Source organism: Microbacterium sp. PRF11, from assembly GCF_031844085.1.
Classification (GTDB): domain Bacteria; phylum Actinomycetota; class Actinomycetes; order Actinomycetales; family Microbacteriaceae; genus Microbacterium.
On sequence record NZ_JAUZUP010000003.1, the window covers coordinates 507,778 to 525,014 of the forward strand.

The following is a 17,237-nucleotide window of genomic DNA, read 5'->3' on the forward strand; positions in this document are numbered from 1 at the left end:
ACCGAGAGGAACGCCCATGCCCCGCATCGCCGTCATCGGAGGCACCGGTTACGCCGGCAGCCACATCGTCACCGAGGCCGTCCGCCGCGGCCATACCGTCGTCTCGATCGCCCGCTCGGTGCCCACCGAGCGTGTCGAGGGCGCGACCTACCTCGAAGGGACCGTCCTCGACGTCCCCGGTCTCGTCGCCCAGCTCGAGGGCGTCGACGTGGTGGTGTCGGCCGCCGCTCCCCGCGGCGACATGGAGGGCAAGCTTCGTCCCGCGATCGCCGAGCTCGTCACGGCGCTCCCGGAGAACGTCCGCGTGGGCGTCGTCGGCGGCGCCGGCGGTTCGCTCGCGGCCGAGGGCGGACCGCGTCTGATCGACACGGACGGCTTCGCCGAGGAGTACAAGCCCGAGGCGCGCGAAGCGATTGGCATCCTCGAGGATCTGCAGGCCGACGACACCGGCCGCGACTGGTTCTACGTGCACCCGGCCGGCGGCTTCGGCTCGTGGGCGCCGGGCGAGCGCACCGGTTCGTACCGCGACGGCGGCGACGTGCTCGTGGTCGACGACAACGGCGACTCGTTCATCGGCGGCGCCGACTTCGCGATCGCCGTCCTCGACGAGATCGAGAACCCCAGGCACACGCGCGAGCGCTTCACCGTGGGGTACTGACCTCCCACGCGACGTCGAGGCCGCGGCATCCGGACTGAACTCCGGATGCCGCGGCCTTCGTCGTTCCGTGCGAGCACCTGCCCCTGCGACGGACAACCCCGCGAGGACACGTGACCTGGACGAGATCCCACGAATTCGCGTGCGACCTCGTCCAGTCACGTGATCTCGCGCGCGATCGCCCCGAGGACACGTGATCTCGCGCGCGATCGGGCGGTCAGACCAGGTCGCGCCAGTCGACCGTGTCGGTGTCGGTCGTGGGTACCTCGCCCGTCGCGGGGGCGTCGGCGTCGGATACCGTCGCCAGCGACATCGTGTCGGTGGGCGGGCCCATCACCGTCGCCTCGTCGCGCCGGTGGCGCAGGACGTCGTCGATGTAGGAGCTGACCACCTCGGCGAGGGGCACCGAGCGGCCGCGCGCCTGCGACATGTACCAGCGGTGCTCGAGCACCTGATGGAAGACCTCGGCGGGCTCGAGCTTGGCCCGGAGGTCCCACGGGATCGCCATGACGATGGGCTCGAAGACGCGGGTCAGCCACTCGTGGGCCACGCGCTCCTCGTCGGCACCGAGGCGCGAGACGCGCGCGCGGAACTCGTCGAGATCGTTGAGCAGGCGGCGGGCCTGATTCTCCTCGACGTCGAGGCCGGTCAGGCGCAGGAGGCGACGCTGGTGGTGTCCGGCATCGACCACCTTGGGCTGGATCGACACCTGGGTGCCATCGCTGGCCGTGCGGATCGACATCTCGCCGATGTCGAAGCCCAGCGCGTTCAGACGGTGCACGCGCTCGGTGATGCGCCACGACTCGTCGACGGCGAACGACTCCCGGTCGGTGAGCGCACCCCACAGCGAGTGGTAGGACGAGACCAGTCCGTCGGCGATGGCGATGGCATCCACCCCGCCCTCGAGGCGTCCCCCGGCTTCGAGGTCCATGATCTCGCCCGCGATGTTGACACGGGCGATGTCGAGGTCGTGCGCGCGCTGACCCGGGCTCAGCCGGTTGCCGTGCAGCTCGCCGGTCTCGGCGTCGACGAGGTACGCGGCGAACTCGCCGGCATCACGGCGGAAAAGGGTGTTCGACAGCGACACGTCGCCCCAGTAGAAGCCGACGTTGTGCAGACGTACGAGCAGCACCGCGAGGGCGTCGACGAGACGGGTGGCGGTGTGGGGCCGCAGCACCTGGGTGAACAGGGCCCGGTAGGGGAGGGAGAACCGCAGGTGCGCCGTGACGAGGGCCGCGGGCAGGGGGCGCCCCGACGCATCGGTCCGACCGGCGATCACGGCGACGCGCTCGACGCAGGGGGCGTCGAGGCGGTCGAGGTTGCCGAGCATGTCGTACTCTCGGCGCGCCATCTCCTCCGTGGTCTCCTTGATGGCGACGACCCGCCCGGAGAGGTTGGCGAAGCGCACGAGGTGCCGTGAGATGCCCTTGGGCAGCGCGACGATGTGGCTGCTCGGCCAATCCGCGAGCCCCGTGGACCAGGGCAGCTGCAGAAGGCCGGGGTCGACGGTGCTGGCGGTGATGCTGAGCGATTCGGACACGGAGGACCTCCGGGAAAAGCGGTGCGGCGCGCCCCCGGCCCCGACGGATCGGGATCGAGGACGCGCCGCGTCGGTGCGTGGATCAGGCCGAGGCGATGGCCCGGTCGGTCAGGCGCTCGCCCGACTCGAGGTCGAAGACGTGCACGTGGCCCGGGACTGGCGCCAGCACGACCGTCTCACCCGCGTTGGGGTGACGGCGACCGTCGACACGCGCGACCAGGTCGGTGCGCTTGCCGTTGATGTCGGTGTGACCGTAGAGGTAGCCGTCGGCGCCGAGCTCCTCGACGAGGTCGACGACGACCTTCAGGCCGCGGCCGTCGGCCGGGGCGACCTGGATGTCCTCGGGACGCACGCCGATGGTGACCTCGGAGCCGTGGGCCTTGCCGATGGTGTCGGCCTCGACGGGGACGACGAGGTCGCCGAAGCGGACGCCGCCCTCGGCCAGGTCGGCCGTGAAGAGGTTCATCGCGGGCGAACCGATGAAGCCGGCGACGAAGACGTTCTTCGGGGTCTCGTAGAGGTCGCGCGGGGTGCCGACCTGCTGCAGGAGGCCGTCCTTGAGCACGGCGATGCGGTCGCCCATCGTGAGCGCCTCGGTCTGGTCGTGGGTGACGTAGACCGTGGTGACGCCCAGGCGGCGCTGGAGCGACGCGATCTGGGTGCGCGTCTGGACGCGGAGCTTGGCGTCGAGGTTCGACAGCGGCTCGTCCATGAGGAACACCTGGGGCTGACGGACGATGGCGCGGCCCATGGCGACGCGCTGACGCTGACCACCCGAGAGGGCCTTGGGCTTGCGCGTCAGGTACTGCTCGAGGTCGAGGAGCTTGGCGGCCTCGAGGACGCGCGCGGCGCGTTCTTCCTTTCCGACGCCGGCGATCTTGAGCGCGAAGCCCATGTTCTCGGCGACGGTCATGTGCGGGTAGAGCGCGTAGTTCTGGAAGACCATCGCGATGTCGCGGTCCTTCGGCGGCACGTCGGTGACGTCGCGGTCGCCGATGAGGATGCGGCCGGAGTTGACCTCTTCGAGGCCGGCGAGCATGCGCAGCGAGGTGGACTTTCCGCAGCCGGAGGGGCCGACGAGGACCAGGAACTCGCCGTCGGCGACGTCGAGGTTCAGCTTGTCGACCGCGGGGCGAGTGCCGCCCGGGTACAGACGGGTTGCGTTGTCGAAGGTGACGGACGCCATGTTTTCTTCTCCTTCACCGGCAGGTACGTGCCGGACGATCCGTAGTGAATGGAATGAACGGGGGCGACCCCGTGCGCCCGCCATTGGACGCAGGGTCAGTATGGCATGTGTCTGGCCATTTCTCAGCCAGCCTCGTTAGCATCGATGCTCGTTCGCCCACCCGAGCGTCCCCCCATTTTCCACGGCGTCGTCCGTGCCCCGGAAGGTTCCATGTCCCACGACGAGTCCCCGAACGTGCCAGCCGAACGCGACCGTCGTGAGGCGGTGCGCGAGAAGGCGCAGCAGGTCAAGGCCAAGCAGACGCGCTGGCGCATCGCGCGCCGCTCGCTCATCGGTCTGGGCGCCGTCGCGGTCATCGGCGTCGGAGCCGTGGGCGTCTCGATGGCGTTGAACTCCCGCGAGGCCCGTTCGCAGGCGCTTCCGGATGCCGCGAGCGACGACGGCTTCGTCGTGACCACCGCCTCGGCGGTCGCCGACCCGCGCGCCGACCAGACGGTCGACGGCAGCTCCGCGACGATGGCGGCGGGTGCCGCGCCCACCGCGTCGGCCACCCCCGAGCCCACCGGCACGGCGGCTCCGGTCGACATCCGCGTGTACGTCGACTACATGTCGACCGAGGCCCGGGAGTTCCAGGCGGCCAACGCCACCCAGCTGTCGAAGTGGGTCGGTGACGACGCCGCGAAGCTCACCTACTACCCGGTCGCCATGCTGACCTCGAAGTCGAACGGCACGAAGTACAGCCTGCGCGCAGCCGGTTCCGCCGCGTGCGTGGCCACCCACGCGCCCGACCGCTTCTTCGCGTTCAACCACGAGCTGCTGACCAATCAGCCGGCGGTCGACTCCGACGGGTACAGCGACCAGCAGCTCGCGGACATGGCGCAGGGCGCGGGCGTGAGCGACATCGCCACCGTCCGCCAGTGCATCGAGGACGAGACGTTCACCGGGTGGGCCAAGGCCGCCACCGACCGCGCCATCAAGGGGCTGCCCGACACCGACGGTCAGGCGCTGACCGCGACGCCCACCGTGCTCGTCAACGGCACCCCGTACGTCGGCAGCATGGACGACGCGAAGGAGTTCGCACAGTTCGTGCTCACCGTCGACAGCAACGCCTACTACTCCACGGCGACCCCCACGCCCACCCCGACCGCGACCCCCGAAGGCTGAGCGGTTCTCTCGCCCAGGGCTGCTCGTGTGCGATTCTGTTGTCATGAACGATGAGATCGAGGACTCCCCGCCGCGGCGGTCCCGTGATCAGCTGAAGGCGTGGGTCCAGGAGTTCCGCGAGCAGGGGCACGTGGTCGCGGGCAACCTGAAGGTTGTCGACCAGGAGGACGCCGACGGCCAGGACACCGGGCTCGTGGTGATGAACCTCTCCAACACCAAGGCCTCGGTGTACATGCAGCCCCGCGGCTACGACGAGCCGTTGTGGGAGGCGACCCTCACGGGCCGTCCGGATGACACGACGCTGTCGCCGCACGAGATGGCGAGCCTCGCCGCCGAGCTCGTCGTCGCGGGCAACCTCTGCTCGTTCCTGCAGTTCAAGTCGCTCGAGTGGGACCGTCAGAGCGGCAGGCACACCGACTGACCCGTCGAGGGTCGGGGTCTCGGACGCCCTAGACTCGTGCAGCGAGGCCCCGCCTCATCCGCCGGCTTGGCGCAATTGGTAGCGCACCGTACTTGTAATACGGGGGTTGCAGGTTCAAGTCCTGTAGCCGGCACGTCGTTCCGCCGTCCTGCGCAGGGCGGGGGCTTGTCCGGATGCGCAGCGCGAGGCACATAGCGACGAGCGGGCGGACACCGCTTCCTGCTCGGGATGCGGCCCGCGAACCGTCGCGATTCGCGTCCGCTCGGCCCCACGGATCATAGGATCGACTCATGACGCTCCCGACCCGCCCGACTCTGGCTGACCTGAGCGGATGGGTCGAGGACTTCCCCCGCGCGGACGTCCCGCAGCTCGGCCTGGCCCGCGTGCTGCCGACCGACGGCGCGGACGAGACCGGCGAAGGCATCGTGGTGGTCCATCTGCAGCACGCGCCCGCGGCGGTGTACCTGCAGCTCGGCGCCGATTCGGTCTGGGTGGCCACGTTGACGGCCCGCTCGAACGATCTCACCGGGACGAGCCTCGATCTCATCGGCCTCGGTGCCGAGGTCTCCGCCGCCGGAAGGCTGTGCGCGTACCTTCAGCAGCGCACCGTGGAAGCGGCATCCGCCCTGCGGTGAGCTCGCGCGCGATCGGCCGCCCGTGTCAGTCCGCGTGTTTCGCGGTCCATTCGCGGAAGGGGGCGGCGGCGTCGTCGACGGCGATCCGCTGCGTGGGGAGGGTGCGCTCCGCGACGGGCTTGGCGTACTCGTCGTAGAACGTCGCGAGGCTCATGAGGCGGTTGCCGTCCTCGTAATGCTCGCCCTCCTCCTCCCGCGTGACCGCGAAGACGAGGCGGTCCGGCTGCGCGTAATACACGGCGCCGAGGCACATCGGACAGGGGTAGGCGGTGACGAACATGTCGTACCCGGCGAGGTCGCCGATGCCCTGCTCCGCCGCGGCGCGGATCGCGCGGATCTCGGCGTGCGCCGTCGGATCACCCTCCTGCGCGACGTGGTTGACCGCCTCGACGACGATCTCCCCGTCCTTCACGATGAGACAGGCGAAGGGTTTGCCGCCGGCGCGGACGTTCTCGCGCGCGCGGGAGATGGTGAGCGCGGACAGCTCGTTGTCGTTCATGGCCTCACGCTAGGGGGCCGGGCGCCGAGAGAGCGGCCCTGCCGTCGACGTGGCATCCGTGCTATGGCTGTCGTGCGTCAGGAGAGGGTGCGGGCGAGAGCCACGAGGAAGATCCCGGCCGCCGCGATCGTTACCAGCCCTCCCAGCAGAGCGCCCGCGAACGCCGTCCACCGCAGGGGCCCCGGGTGCCTGCACGCCTCCAGGGCGAACAGCAGCGCGGCGACCGCGACGACGAGCATGACGAGGTCGCCGACGATGCCCGCGGGCGCCCACACCACCGCACTGACCGCGATGATCCCCGCGGCCAGCGCCGCGAGGTGGCGCACCGGGGCGCCCGAGGGCTCGTCCACGGGATCAGCGCGTCCGCACGCGCAGCCACCGCACACCGTGGGCGGGCACGGTGAGTCCGGCGCCCAGCCACACCGGTCGCGAGTCGACGATGTCGAGCGCCTCGGGAACGAGACCGGACAGGGTGAGGGCCGCGATCTCGACGGGGGAGTCGGCCACGTTCGCGACGACGAGCACCGAGAACCCCTGCGCGCCGGGGCGCAGGAACGCCACGATCGACGCGACGCGCGCGTCGAAGGCGATCAGGTCGTTGCCGGCGAACTCCGGGGCGGCGCGGCGCACGTCGATCAGCCGCGTCAGCCGGGCGTGCACCCGTCCGGCCGGGGTCGCGGCATCCGTCCTGTCGGCGTAGTTGTGCTCCGGACGGTGCGGGCGGTGCACCCACCGGCTGTCTCCCGCCTCGTCCGCGCGTTCGACGTAGGTGTAGTCGTTGAGCTGGGCGACCTCGTCTCCGAGGTACAGCAGGGGGATGCCGCCGGTCGAGAGCGCGAGGGCGTGCGCGAGGATCACGCGGTCCTCGCCGCCGGCGTCTCCCGCCTCGATTCCGGCGAGGGATGCCGTGGTGCCGGTGACGCGCGCATCGCCGGTGCGGGGGTTCTCCTGGAACGGCACGCCGCGTGCGAACGTCCCCTCGGCCCGTCCCACGTAGAAGTCGTTGAGGAAGCGGCGGTGGGGGTAGCCGTCGATGCCGAGCTCGGCGGCATCCTCGTCGGCGAAGGTCCAGCCGATGTCGTCGTGGCTGCGCACGTAGTTCACCCAGGCGGTTCCGGCGGGGAGGGCGTGACGCCGCTCGAGCGCCTGCTGCAGGAGGCGGCCGTCGCGAGTCGCTAGTGCCTCCCAGGTCAGGGCCATCTGCAGCGGGTTGTACGAGATCTGGCATTCCTCCGGCGAGATGTACGAGATCACCTCGTCGGGGTGCACGATCGCCTCGGACTTGAACAGCAGCCCCGGCGCCGCCATGCGCAGCACGGCGTTGAACGCCTGCAGCAGCAGGTGGGCCTCGGGAAGCGATTCGCAGGTCGTGCCGAGCTGCTTCCAGATGAACGCCACGGCATCCATGCGCAGGATCTCGACGCCCTGGTTCGCGAGGAACAGCATCTCGCCGGCCATCGCCTCGAAGACCGCGGGGTTGGCGTAGTTGAGGTCCCACTGGAAGTGGTAGAACGTGGCCCAGATCCAGCGACCGTCGTCGAGCTGCACGAAGGAGCCCGGGTGGTCGTCGGGGAAGATCTCGCGCGTGGTCTGCTCGTAGGCGTCCGGCATCTCGCGGTCGGGGTAGATGAGGTAGAAGTCCTCATACCCCGCCTCGCCCGCGACGGCTTTCTGCGCCCATTCGTGCTCGTTGCTGGTGTGGTTGAAGATGAAGTCGACCACGAGCGAGATGCCCGCCCGCCGCAGCTCCGCGGCGAGGGAGGCCAGTTCTTCCATCGTGCCGAGGGCGGGGTTCACCCGCCGGTAGCTCGACACCGCGTACCCGCCGTCGCTGTTGCCCTCGGGGCTCTCGAACAGAGGCATCAGGTGCAGGTACGTCAGTCCCAGCTCGCGGAAGTACGGGATGGATTCCCGGATGCCGCTGAGCCCGCCCGCGTATCGGTCGACGTAGCAGACGCCCCCGAGCATGCGCTCGCTCTCGAACCAGTCCGGGGCGCTTTCGCGCTCGCGGTCGAGCGCCTTGAGGGCCCGGGGACGTTCGGTCCAGGAGCGACGGGCGAGGTCGACGACGGATGCCAAGCGCTCGACGCCGTCGAGGCGCTCGCCGTAGAGGCGCACGAACAGCTCGTGCAGTCGCGGCAGGTGCGCCTCGGCGTGCGCGAGGAACTCCGGATCGGCGCCCGCGGCGGAGAGATCGCCGAGGAGGCGGGAGACGTCGTGGGGGCCGGGGCTGAGCTGGGTCACGGGGAAAGCCTGGCGTATCCGCGGCCGTTCCGTCGACACGGAGGTTGTCGCCGTGTGTCGGGTGCATCAGCATGGGGAGATGTCGACGCGTCGAACCACTGTGCTGATCGCCACGGCCGGGCTGCTGGCGGTGTGCGCGTACGCGGCCGTCGCGTTAATGCAGATCCTCGTGTGGAACCCCGAGGCCGCCGTTCCCGGGCTCACCGCCGACCAGATCTGGGCCGAGGTCGCCGCGGCGCAGCAGGGACCGCCGGGAGTGCTCGTCGTCGGGATCGTCGTGTTCGGGCCCTTGCTCGCCGCGGTCATGTTCGCGCTGTTCGTCGCGACCGACGCGGGCGTATGGCCGACGGTCGCCGGGTACCTCGGACTTCTCGCGATGGGGGCGGTCGGGTACTTCTTCGCGTCCTTCGGGCCGGGGATGGGCCTCGCCGACACCTACTTCATCAACGGGGGCGACTATTCGCGGGCGTCGCTCGCGCTGGCCGCGGCCAGCGCTCTCGCCGTCGTCCTGCTCCTCGTGTTGTCCGTCGGGGCGGCTTGGCGCGCCCGGCGTGAGCGTCTCGCGCTCGCACGCGCCTGAAGCGGGCGCCCAGGCAGCGGGCGGATGCCGGGCGTCGTACGATCGACGATGGCCCGCGCCGCGGGCGCGAGGGGAGAACCGTGTCGGAGCGCGGATCGATCGGCGTCGCCGTCGGCGGAGCGGCCCTCATCGGCGCCCTCACCGCCCTGCAGGCGCGCATCAACGGCACGCTGGGAGCGGAGCTCGGTGACGGGATCGTCGCCGCGGCGGTGTCGTTCAGCTCCGGCCTCGTGATCCTCGCCGCGCTGTCGGCGCTCGTGCCCGAGGGGCGACGCGGCTTCGGGCGCCTGGTGCGCGGCATCCGGGAACGCAGTATCCCCCCGTGGATGCTGCTCGGAGGGCTCGTCGGCGCGTTCACCGTGGCCAGTCAGGGCCTCACCGTCGCCACGATCGGCGTCGCGCTGTTCACCGTCGGCTTCGTCGCGGGCCAGACCACCGGCGGTCTCGTCCTGGACCGGGTGGGTTACGGACCGGCGGGGGTCGTACCGGTCACGGTGCGCCGGCTCGTCGGTGCGGCGCTGGCCATCGCCGGAGTGATCGTGTGCCTGTCGGGTGACGCCCTCGGCGGAGTGCCCCTGTGGATGCTCGTCGTCCCCGCCGTCGCGGGGGCCGGGGTCGCCTGGCAGCAGGGCACGAACGGACGTCTGCGCGTGCGCGTCGAGAGCCCGCTCACCGCGACATTGGTCAACTTCATCGGAGGCACCGCGGTGCTGCTCCTCGCGGCGGTCGTGCACGTCGCCGTGGCCGGAGCGCCGCGCGCCGTCCCGAGCGAGCCCTGGCTCTACCTCGGCGGCGCCGTCGGCGTGATCTACATCTTCTTGTCGGCGGTCGTCGTGCGCCGCACCGGGGTGCTGCTGCTCGGCCTCGGATCGGTGGTGGGCCTGCTCAGCACCTCGGTGGTGCTTGACGCGCTCTGGCCCGCGCCCGCAGCCCCCACCACGGCCGTAGCCGTGCTCGCCGCTGCGGTGGCCATCGCCGGGGTCGTCGTGGCCGCGGTGCCCTGGCGTCGCCCCGGCCGTCGCTGACCCCGCGCGCCGTCGGGCCCGCGCCGAGACCGTAGCCGTGACCCGAGGCCGCATGCCCTGGGCCGCGAACGACCGCGGCCTCGTCGATCAAATGCGTTCTCGGCGCTCGACGGCGGGCGGCGGACGACGACGCCGCCCGGGGGAGCCCCGGGCGGCGTCATGGCGTACGAGCGGGTCAGGCGCGCGCTTCGTCGACCTTGCGTCGCTTCTTCCCGCCGGGCATGCGGGAGATGTGCTTCGCGGCATCCACGGTCTTGCGCCGGACCGGACGCGAGCGCTGCGGTTTGCCGCCGACGTAGAGCCACCCGAGCAGCACCTCGTGCTTCGCGAGCCCGTGGGCCTTGGCGAGCACCTTGCTGCGGGTGTTGTCGTCGGTGCGCCAGAACACGCCGAAACCGGCCTCGTCGAGCGCGAGGCTCAGCATGTGGGCGACACCGGAGGCCACGGCCTCCTGCTCCCACGCGGGGATCTTCTTGGAGCCGAGATCAGCCACGACCGCGAGGATGAGCGGGGCGCGGCGCGGCTTCGACGAGAAGCCCTTCTTGCCGTCGGCCTTGTTCAGCGCACGAGCGAGCAGGTCGCGGTCGCTGCCGCGGATCTCGATGATGCGCCACGGCCGGAGCGTCTTGTGGTCGGCGACACGCCCCGCGGCGGCGACGAACGCCTCGAGCTCGGGACCCGAGGGAGCCTCGTCGGTGACCTTCGACCACGACCGACGGTCGCGCATCGCCTCGAGAGCGCTCACGCCTTCTCGTCGGGGGTGAAGGTCAGCGACAGCGAGTTCATGCAGTACCGGTCGCCCGTGGGCGTGCCGAAGCCGTCGGGGAAGACGTGACCCAGGTGCGAGCCGCAGTTGGCGCATCGCACCTCGGTGCGCTGCATGCCGTGGCTGTTGTCTTCGAGGAGTTCGACCGCCTCGGGGCGGACCGATTCGTAGAAGCTCGGCCACCCGCAGTGCGAGTCGAACTTCGTGCCGCTCTGGAACAGCTCGTTCCCGCACGCGGCGCAGGTGTACAAGCCGGCGCGGCTCTCATCCAGCAGCTCACCGGTCCAAGCGCGCTCGGTACCGGCCTGGCGCAGCACCGCGTACTGCTCGGGGCTCAGCTCGGCCCGCCACTGATCGTCGGACTTCTCGACGGCGTAGGTCATGGTGTCTCTCCTTCGTCTCCTCTATTCTCCCGTGCCCGAGGACCGTCAGGTCGGAGCGGCATAATTCCCGGGTGGACCAGGATGCCGTGACCCCCGTCGTCGAACGCTACGAGCGCTTCGCCCGCGAGGAGGCGCCCGGCCGATCGGCCCTTTACGAGGCGTGGGCGCGCCGCGTCGCCGACGACCGGACGGTGGCGCTCGCGCTGTCGCGGATCCCCGAGACCCGTCGTCAACCCCCGCTCGTCTTCGCCGTGATGCGCCTGTTGGGTGCACCCCTGGACGACGTCGATGTGTGGGCGCGGTGGGTGCCGGAGCATGCGGACGCGCTCGTGTTCGAGTGCGGTCGGCGCAGCGTCCAGACGAACGAGCCACTGCGATGCGCCGCGCTGCTGCCGGCCCTCGCACTCGTCGACGGACCGATCGCCCTGCTCGAGGTCGGCGCGAGCGCCGGCCTGTGCCTCTACCCCGACCGGTACTCGTACCGCTATCGCCGAGGGGACGAGGTCACCGCTCTCGATCCCGTCGATGGGAGGAGCGGGGTGATGCTCGAGAGCGACCTGGAGGGGACTCCCGACCTGCGGATGCCGGAGATCGTCTGGCGGGCCGGGATCGACGTGAACCCCCTCGACGCCCGTGACGTCGACGACCGGACGTGGCTGTCGGGCCTGGTCTGGCCGGGGGAGGACGGACGGAGAGAGCGGATCGTCGCCGCGCTCGACATCGCCGCCGCCGAGCCCCCACGTCTCGTGCGCGGCGACGGTGCCGCGGCGTTGCCCGCGCTCGCCGCCGAGGCGCCGCGCGACGCCACGCTCGTGGTCACGACGCCGGGGGTGCTCGCGCACGTCCCACGCGCGCGGCGCGGTGCGCTGATCGCCGCGGCGCGGGCGGCGGGACGCTGGATCACACTCGACGCGCCGGGGCTGCACGACGGGTGGACGCGGCGCCGGGAGTCGCGCCGGGGCGGGTTCTCGCTCGCCCTCGACGGCGAGGTGCGGGCCGAGGTGGATCCGCTCGGGGCGTGGGTGGCGTGGCATCCGGGATCGACGCCCGCCCCGCAGTAACGTGGCGGCGTGCCTCTGACCGACCGCGACCTCGCCTTCCTCGCCTTCGAGGGGGAGTGGCGTCGCCATGCCGGAGCGAAGGAGGAGGCGATCCGCGCCCGGTTCGGGATGCCGCCGGCGCGGTACTACCAGCTCCTCGGCCGGCTGATCGATGCCCCCGAGGCGCTCGCGCACGACCCCATGCTGGTGCGACGGCTTCGCCGCCGTCGCGACGAGGCGGCCGCCGCGCACCGTTCCCGACTGGGTCGGACGGCGACCCGCTGACGGGGCGTTCGGACTCCGACAGGTAGCATTCTCGAATGGCCAGATCGACCTTCCCTCGGGATCGCTTCGACGACCTGCCGGAAGCCGCCGGTCGTGTCGGCGCTCACCGGGCCGAGCGGCCGCGCTCGCGCGGGTGGATCGTGTTCCTCTGGGCCGCCATCGCCACGCTCGTGCTCATCATCGCCGGGATCTTCGCGACGCTGGTCGTGTCGGGGCGCATCTCGCTCGGTGACGACCCCTCCGTCGCGCCGACCGCGTCGGCGGAGCCGACCACCGCCGCGGTCGTCGACACCTCGTACTCGGTGGTCGTGCTCAACGGCACCTCCGATGAGGGTCTCGCCGCTGCCGTGCGCGATCAGATCCTCGCCGCCGGGTGGGCGGGCGACACGGTCGAGACGGGCAATTCCGACAGCACCGACTTCGCCGAGACGACGGTCTACTACCTGCGCGAGAGCGACCAGGCCGCGGCCGAGGGGCTGGCCCAGACCATCGGTGGCGCCGAGACGGCGCAGAGCGACTTCCTCCAGCCGACGGACGACCCCAACACCCCCGACGACGAGAGCGACGTCAAGCGCCTCATCGTGGTGATCGGCATGGACCGCGCCGCCGGCGAGACGAGCGAGACCCCGGCAGGCTGACCGCGTCCGTGAGGGCGTGTTTCCTGGGCGTAAAAAGTTGGATTCCCGCGCGTCAACAATGACCCCGGGGCCCGGTTCCGCCCTGCGTCCCGTGCTTACGATGACCTCGTCGTTCAGCAACAGGAGATTCGCATGACCCAGGGCACCGTCAAATGGTTCAACGCCGAGAAGGGCTTCGGCTTCATCACCGTCGCCGACGGTCAGGACGTCTTCGTCCATTACTCGAGCATCGAGATGTCCGGCTTCCGGGTGCTCGAGGAGGGGCAGGCGGTGGAGTTCACCGTCGGCACCGGACAGAAGGGACCCCAGGCGGAGTCCGTGCGACTGGCCTGAGTGCCGTACCGAACGCCGTGGCATCCGACAGCGGATGCCACGGCGTTCGTCGTTCCGGGGCGACTCCGGCGGCTTGCACTCCCCAGGGGCGAGTGCCAGAATGAGTTAGCACTCGCTTTCGTCGAGTGCCAAAATCTGGAAGTCACCCGTCCGGGAGGGACGACACACTTATGGCAAAGATCATCGCTTTCGACGAAGAGGCCCGCCGTGGCCTCGAGCGCGGCCTCAACACGCTGGCCGACGCCGTCAAGGTGACCCTGGGCCCCCGCGGTCGCAACGTCGTGCTCGAGAAGAAGTGGGGCGCCCCCACGATCACGAACGACGGCGTCTCGATCGCCAAGGAGATCGAGCTCGACGACCCGTACGAGAAGATCGGCGCCGAGCTGGTCAAGGAGGTCGCCAAGAAGACCGACGACGTCGCGGGTGACGGCACCACCACCGCCACCGTCCTCGCCCAGGCGCTCGTGCGCGAGGGCCTGCGCAACGTCGCCGCCGGCGCCGACCCCATCTCGCTCAAGAAGGGCATCGAGAAGGCCGTCAAGGCCGTCACCGACGAGCTCCTCTCCTCCGCCAAGGAGGTCGAGTCGAAGGAGCAGATCGCCGCGACCGCGTCGATCTCCGCCGCCGACCCCGCGATCGGCGAGCTCATCGCCGAGGCCATCGACAAGGTGGGCAAGGAAGGCGTCGTCACCGTCGAGGAGTCCAACACCTTCGGCACCGAGCTCGAGCTCACCGAGGGTATGCGCTTCGACAAGGGCTACATCAACCCCTACTTCGTCACCGACCCCGAGCGCCAGGAAGCGGTCTTCGAAGACCCCTACATCCTGATCGCCAACCAGAAGATCTCCAACATCAAGGATCTTCTGCCCATCGTCGACAAGGTGATCCAGGAGGGCAAGGAGCTCCTCATCATCGCCGAGGACGTCGAGGGCGAAGCTCTCGCGACGCTGGTGCTCAACAAGATCCGCGGCATCTTCAAGTCGGTCGCCGTCAAGGCTCCCGGCTTCGGCGACCGCCGCAAGGCGCAGCTGCAGGACATCGCGATCCTCACCGGCGGCCAGGTCATCACCGAAGAGGTGGGCCTCAAGCTCGAGAACGCGACCGTCGACCTGCTCGGCCGTGCGCGCAAGGTCATCATCACCAAGGACGAGACCACGATCGTCGAGGGTGCCGGTGAGTCCGAGCTGATCGAGGGTCGCGTGACCCAGATCCGCCGCGAGATCGAGAACACCGACAGCGACTACGACCGCGAGAAGCTCCAGGAGCGCCTCGCGAAGCTCGCCGGTGGTGTCGCCGTCATCAAGGCCGGGGCCGCGACCGAGGTCGAGCTCAAGGAGCGCAAGCACCGCATCGAAGACGCCGTGCGCAACGCCAAGGCCGCTGTGGAAGAGGGTGTCGTCGCCGGTGGTGGCGTCGCGCTCATCCAGGCCGGCAAGAACGCCCTCCAGAACCTCGAGCTCTCGGGCGACGAGGCGACGGGTGCGAACATCGTCAAGGTCGCCATCGAGGCCCCGCTCAAGCAGATCGCGCTCAACGCCGGTCTCGAGCCCGGTGTCGTCGCCAACAAGGTCGCTGAGCTCCCCGTGGGCCACGGCCTCAACGCCGCGACGGGCGAGTACGGTGACCTGTTCGCACAGGGCATCATCGACCCCGCCAAGGTGACCCGCTCGGCGCTGCAGAACGCCGCGTCGATCGCCGGCCTTTTCCTCACGACCGAGGCCGTCGTCGCCGACAAGCCGGAGAAGAACCCCGCTCCCGCGGGTGACCCGACCGGTGGCATGGACTTCTGATCCACGCTGACGCCTGAGAACGCCCCCTCCTCCGGGAGGGGGCGTTCTTCGTTGCCGGGGGCTGCACCGGGCCGCAGCGAACGGGGCAGGCGAGAGCACACGATCGGCACGAGATCACGGGCTCCGGGGGCGTCGCGCGGTGTGCTGTCGCACCGTTCGTGTGCTTTCGCGGTGCCACGGCGCAGCCGGGGCGGGGCGCAACGGGGCGGGGCGACGTGTGGGACGGCGCGACGCCGGGCAGGGCGGGCGCGACGTCGGGGCGGGAAAGCGGCGCGCGGGGCGGTCAGGCCTCGGGACGGTAGTCGTCGGGGAGGCGTTCGAGGGGCTGCGTCTCGATGAGCGCGTGCTCCTGCGCGTCGCGGCGATCGGCCAGCGGCAGCGAGACACGGAACGTCGCGCCACCGCCCGGCGTGTCGACGACCTCGACCGTACCGTGCAGCAGGTCGACGATGGACGCCACGATCGACAGACCGAGACCCGAGCCGCCGGTCTCGCGGGTGCGCGAAGTGTCGGCGCGCCAGAAGCGCTGGAAGATCTGCTCGCGGATCTGCTCGGGCACGCCCTCGCCGTGGTCGATGATCTCGATCCACCCCATGTCGGTCTCGGCGTCGACGCCCACGCGCAGGCCGATGGGCGAGTCGTCCGCCGTGAAGCGGCGGGCATTGCCGAGCAGGTTCGCCACGACCTGCCGCACCTTGTTCTCATCGCCGAGGACGATCGGCGCCAAGCGCGGGGATCGGACCACCGCCGGCGGGGCGGCCGGGGGAGCGGGGACGTCGACGGCGGACGGGGAGGCCGGGTCGGCGGCATCCTTCTGTCGACGGCGCAGGCGCGACAGCGTCGCCCCGGCGATCGCCATAGCCGAGGTCGTGGGCGCCACCCTGCGGCGACCGGTCTCGGTGGCGGGCTGGCCGCCGGAGTCAAGGAGTGGGTCGAGCGTGATCGTGGGGAGGACCTTCTCGCCGCGCGACGTGGTGTCGTCGACCGTCACCTCGCGCTGCGGGGAGGTGACGCGCAGGTCGAGGGCGGCATCGCGGGCGATGGGACGCAGATCCAGCGCGGTGATGCTCACGTCGCGGCGCTCGTCGAGGCGCGCGAGTGCGAGCAGGTCCTCGACGAGGGCGCCCATGCGGATCGCCTCCTTCTCGATGCGCTCCATCGACTGCGCGACGTCCTCGTCGGAGCGGATCGCGCCCATCCGGTACAGCTCCGCGTAGCCGCGCATCGTGACGAGCGGGGTGCGCAGCTCGTGGCTGGCATCGCCGATGAACCGGCGCATCTGCCGCACGGTGGCATCCCGCTGCCCGAGGGCGCCGTCGATGCGGGCGAGCATCGCGTTGATCGCCGTCTTCAGACGGCCCACCTCGGTGTCGGGGACGATGTCGGTCAGGCGCTGGCTGAAGTCGCCCGCGGCGATGTCCATGGCGGTCGTCTCGACCTGGCGGAGGTTGCGGAACGCGAGCGTGACCAGCCACCGGGTCAGCAACGCGGTCGCGATGAGGATCAGCAGCGCCACGAAGGCGTAGATGCCCACGTAGGCGGCGACGATGCGGTCGGTCGGCGCGAGCGGCTGGACCACCATCTGCGTGTAGACGCCGGGATTGCCCGGCACCTGCAGCACGCCCACCCGCGCAAGGAAGTGCGCCCCGGAGTCGGGGTCCTCCAGGTCGATGCGGCGATCGATCTGGCCGTAGGTCTGCTCGACCGTGAAGGTCGACGGCAGTTCGGGCAGCACCTTCGAGGAGGTGCCGTTGTAGAACGCCTCACGCTGACCGTCGGGGCCGTAGACGACCACCATCGACCCGATCTGGGGAGCGTTGTCGACCTGCGAGAAGACGATCTGCCCGTCGACCGGCGCCGTGGTGAAGATGCTGTTGGCGATGCTTCCCGCGGCCTGTTGCGCGAGCTGCTCGTCGAGGTTGTTGACGAGGGTCGTGCGCAGGAACACCATCGTCCCCACCCCGGCCGTGAACAGCCCGATCGCCAGGAGCGCGACCGTGACGCCGGTGACCTTGGTCCGAAGGCTCAGACCGCGCCACCAGCGCGTGAGGGC

At 70.6% G+C, this 17,237-nt stretch carries 19 protein-coding genes and 1 tRNA gene; 12 read left to right on the forward strand and 8 right to left on the reverse strand.

What is annotated here, in order from left to right; translation table 11 throughout:
* The first annotated feature begins 16 nt into the window (after positions 1-16).
* Positions 17-658, forward strand: coding sequence for an NAD(P)H-binding protein (locus Q9R20_RS11215; RefSeq protein WP_311249415.1), 642 nt, complete (start codon positions 17-19; stop codon positions 656-658).
* A gap of 214 nt (positions 659-872) precedes the next feature.
* On the opposite strand, the gene Q9R20_RS11220 is transcribed toward Q9R20_RS11215, so the two are convergent.
* Both Q9R20_RS11220 and Q9R20_RS11225 read right to left on the reverse strand, forming a co-directional pair.
* A complete protein-coding gene (locus Q9R20_RS11220; RefSeq protein ID WP_311249416.1) occupies positions 873-2,195 on the reverse strand; it encodes a DUF4032 domain-containing protein in 1,323 nt (440 codons plus the stop codon).
* An 82-nt stretch (positions 2,196-2,277) separates the two neighbouring features.
* Positions 2,278-3,381, reverse strand: coding sequence for an ABC transporter ATP-binding protein (locus Q9R20_RS11225; protein ID WP_295783526.1), 1,104 nt, complete (start codon positions 3,379-3,381; stop codon positions 2,278-2,280).
* Positions 3,382-3,591: 210 nt separating this feature from the next.
* On the opposite strand from Q9R20_RS11225, the gene Q9R20_RS11230 reads away from it, so the two are divergent.
* The 4 genes from Q9R20_RS11230 to Q9R20_RS11245 all read left to right on the forward strand — a co-directional run bounded on the left by Q9R20_RS11230 (position 3,592) and on the right by Q9R20_RS11245 (position 5,601).
* Positions 3,592-4,545 (forward strand): thioredoxin domain-containing protein, encoded by a 954-nt coding sequence (locus Q9R20_RS11230; protein ID WP_311249417.1) that lies wholly within the window; start codon positions 3,592-3,594, stop codon positions 4,543-4,545.
* 43 nt (positions 4,546-4,588) lie between these two features.
* Complete coding sequence (locus Q9R20_RS11235) at positions 4,589-4,966, forward strand: hypothetical protein (protein WP_311249418.1); 378 nt, start codon at positions 4,589-4,591, stop codon at positions 4,964-4,966.
* A gap of 60 nt (positions 4,967-5,026) precedes the next feature.
* Positions 5,027-5,099 (forward strand) — tRNA-Thr (locus tag Q9R20_RS11240).
* 157 nt (positions 5,100-5,256) lie between these two features.
* On the forward strand, positions 5,257-5,601 hold the full coding sequence (locus Q9R20_RS11245) for a hypothetical protein (protein ID WP_311249419.1): 345 nt from the start codon (positions 5,257-5,259) through the stop codon (positions 5,599-5,601).
* Between the two features lie 25 nt (positions 5,602-5,626).
* On the opposite strand, the gene Q9R20_RS11250 is transcribed toward Q9R20_RS11245, so the two are convergent.
* The 3 genes from Q9R20_RS11250 to Q9R20_RS11260 form a co-directional block, all read right to left on the reverse strand.
* The gene (locus Q9R20_RS11250) at positions 5,627-6,100 is read right to left on the reverse strand and encodes a nucleoside deaminase (RefSeq protein WP_311249420.1); all 474 of its coding nucleotides are present in this window, start codon (positions 6,098-6,100) and stop codon (positions 5,627-5,629) included.
* A 77-nt stretch (positions 6,101-6,177) separates the two neighbouring features.
* Positions 6,178-6,450: a hypothetical protein gene (locus Q9R20_RS11255; protein WP_311249421.1), complete on the reverse strand. Its 273-nt coding sequence runs from the start codon at positions 6,448-6,450 to the stop codon at positions 6,178-6,180.
* 4 nt (positions 6,451-6,454) lie between these two features.
* Entirely contained in the window at positions 6,455-8,344 is a 1,890-nt protein-coding gene (locus Q9R20_RS11260) for an alpha-amylase family protein (RefSeq protein ID WP_311249422.1), read from the reverse strand.
* A gap of 79 nt (positions 8,345-8,423) precedes the next feature.
* Here Q9R20_RS11260 and Q9R20_RS11265 point away from each other — a divergent pair, with 79 nt between their 5' ends.
* Together Q9R20_RS11265 and Q9R20_RS11270 are read left to right on the forward strand one after the other, a co-directional pair.
* Positions 8,424-8,924: a hypothetical protein gene (locus Q9R20_RS11265; RefSeq protein WP_311249423.1), complete on the forward strand. Its 501-nt coding sequence runs from the start codon at positions 8,424-8,426 to the stop codon at positions 8,922-8,924.
* 80 nt (positions 8,925-9,004) lie between these two features.
* Positions 9,005-9,949, forward strand: coding sequence for a DMT family transporter (locus Q9R20_RS11270; RefSeq protein WP_311249424.1), 945 nt, complete (start codon positions 9,005-9,007; stop codon positions 9,947-9,949).
* Positions 9,950-10,124: 175 nt separating this feature from the next.
* Here the strand turns inward: Q9R20_RS11270 and Q9R20_RS11275 are convergent, their stop codons facing one another.
* On the reverse strand, positions 10,125-10,676 hold the full coding sequence (locus Q9R20_RS11275; RefSeq protein ID WP_311249458.1) for a nitroreductase family protein: 552 nt from the start codon (positions 10,674-10,676) through the stop codon (positions 10,125-10,127).
* A 14-nt stretch (positions 10,677-10,690) separates the two neighbouring features.
* Positions 10,691-11,098: a peptide-methionine (R)-S-oxide reductase MsrB gene (msrB, locus tag Q9R20_RS11280; RefSeq protein WP_311249425.1), complete on the reverse strand. Its 408-nt coding sequence runs from the start codon at positions 11,096-11,098 to the stop codon at positions 10,691-10,693.
* Between the two features lie 71 nt (positions 11,099-11,169).
* On the opposite strand from msrB, the gene Q9R20_RS11285 reads away from it, so the two are divergent.
* The 5 genes from Q9R20_RS11285 (at position 11,170) to groL (ending at position 15,184) form a co-directional block, all read left to right on the forward strand.
* Positions 11,170-12,159, forward strand: a complete 990-nt coding sequence (locus tag Q9R20_RS11285; protein ID WP_311249426.1) for a DUF2332 domain-containing protein — start codon at positions 11,170-11,172, stop codon at positions 12,157-12,159.
* 9 nt (positions 12,160-12,168) lie between these two features.
* Positions 12,169-12,423, forward strand: a complete 255-nt coding sequence (locus tag Q9R20_RS11290; RefSeq protein ID WP_311249427.1) for a DUF3263 domain-containing protein — start codon at positions 12,169-12,171, stop codon at positions 12,421-12,423.
* Between the two features lie 35 nt (positions 12,424-12,458).
* Positions 12,459-13,061, forward strand: coding sequence for a LytR C-terminal domain-containing protein (locus Q9R20_RS11295; protein WP_311249428.1), 603 nt, complete (start codon positions 12,459-12,461; stop codon positions 13,059-13,061).
* 132 nt (positions 13,062-13,193) lie between these two features.
* Positions 13,194-13,394 (forward strand): cold-shock protein, encoded by a 201-nt coding sequence (locus Q9R20_RS11300; protein WP_055838224.1) that lies wholly within the window; start codon positions 13,194-13,196, stop codon positions 13,392-13,394.
* 170 nt (positions 13,395-13,564) lie between these two features.
* Positions 13,565-15,184, forward strand: coding sequence for a chaperonin GroEL (gene groL, locus Q9R20_RS11305; RefSeq protein ID WP_295837211.1), 1,620 nt, complete (start codon positions 13,565-13,567; stop codon positions 15,182-15,184).
* 283 nt (positions 15,185-15,467) lie between these two features.
* Here the strand turns inward: groL and Q9R20_RS11310 are convergent, their stop codons facing one another.
* Entirely contained in the window at positions 15,468-17,135 is a 1,668-nt protein-coding gene (locus Q9R20_RS11310) for a HAMP domain-containing sensor histidine kinase (RefSeq protein ID WP_311249429.1), read from the reverse strand.
* Positions 17,136-17,237 lie beyond the last annotated feature (102 nt).

Coding starts and splice junctions, on each gene's coding strand:
- Q9R20_RS11250 (WP_311249420.1), bottom strand. CDS start 6,100: ATGAACGACAACGAGCTGTCCGCGCTCACCATCTCCCGCGCGCGCGAG.
- Q9R20_RS11295 (WP_311249428.1), top strand. CDS start 12,459: ATGGCCAGATCGACCTTCCCTCGGGATCGCTTCGACGACCTGCCGGAA.
- Q9R20_RS11215 (WP_311249415.1), top strand. CDS start 17: ATGCCCCGCATCGCCGTCATCGGAGGCACCGGTTACGCCGGCAGCCAC.
- Q9R20_RS11300 (WP_055838224.1), top strand. CDS start 13,194: ATGACCCAGGGCACCGTCAAATGGTTCAACGCCGAGAAGGGCTTCGGC.
- Q9R20_RS11265 (WP_311249423.1), top strand. CDS start 8,424: ATGTCGACGCGTCGAACCACTGTGCTGATCGCCACGGCCGGGCTGCTG.
- Q9R20_RS11310 (WP_311249429.1), bottom strand. CDS start 17,135: ATGGTGTTCCTGCGCACGACCCTCGTCAACAACCTCGACGAGCAGCTC.
- groL (WP_295837211.1), top strand. CDS start 13,565: ATGGCAAAGATCATCGCTTTCGACGAAGAGGCCCGCCGTGGCCTCGAG.
- Q9R20_RS11245 (WP_311249419.1), top strand. CDS start 5,257: ATGACGCTCCCGACCCGCCCGACTCTGGCTGACCTGAGCGGATGGGTC.
- msrB (WP_311249425.1), bottom strand. CDS start 11,098: ATGACCTACGCCGTCGAGAAGTCCGACGATCAGTGGCGGGCCGAGCTG.
- Q9R20_RS11275 (WP_311249458.1), bottom strand. CDS start 10,676: ATGCGCGACCGTCGGTCGTGGTCGAAGGTCACCGACGAGGCTCCCTCG.
- Q9R20_RS11230 (WP_311249417.1), top strand. CDS start 3,592: ATGTCCCACGACGAGTCCCCGAACGTGCCAGCCGAACGCGACCGTCGT.
- Q9R20_RS11225 (WP_295783526.1), bottom strand. CDS start 3,381: ATGGCGTCCGTCACCTTCGACAACGCAACCCGTCTGTACCCGGGCGGC.
- Q9R20_RS11235 (WP_311249418.1), top strand. CDS start 4,589: ATGAACGATGAGATCGAGGACTCCCCGCCGCGGCGGTCCCGTGATCAG.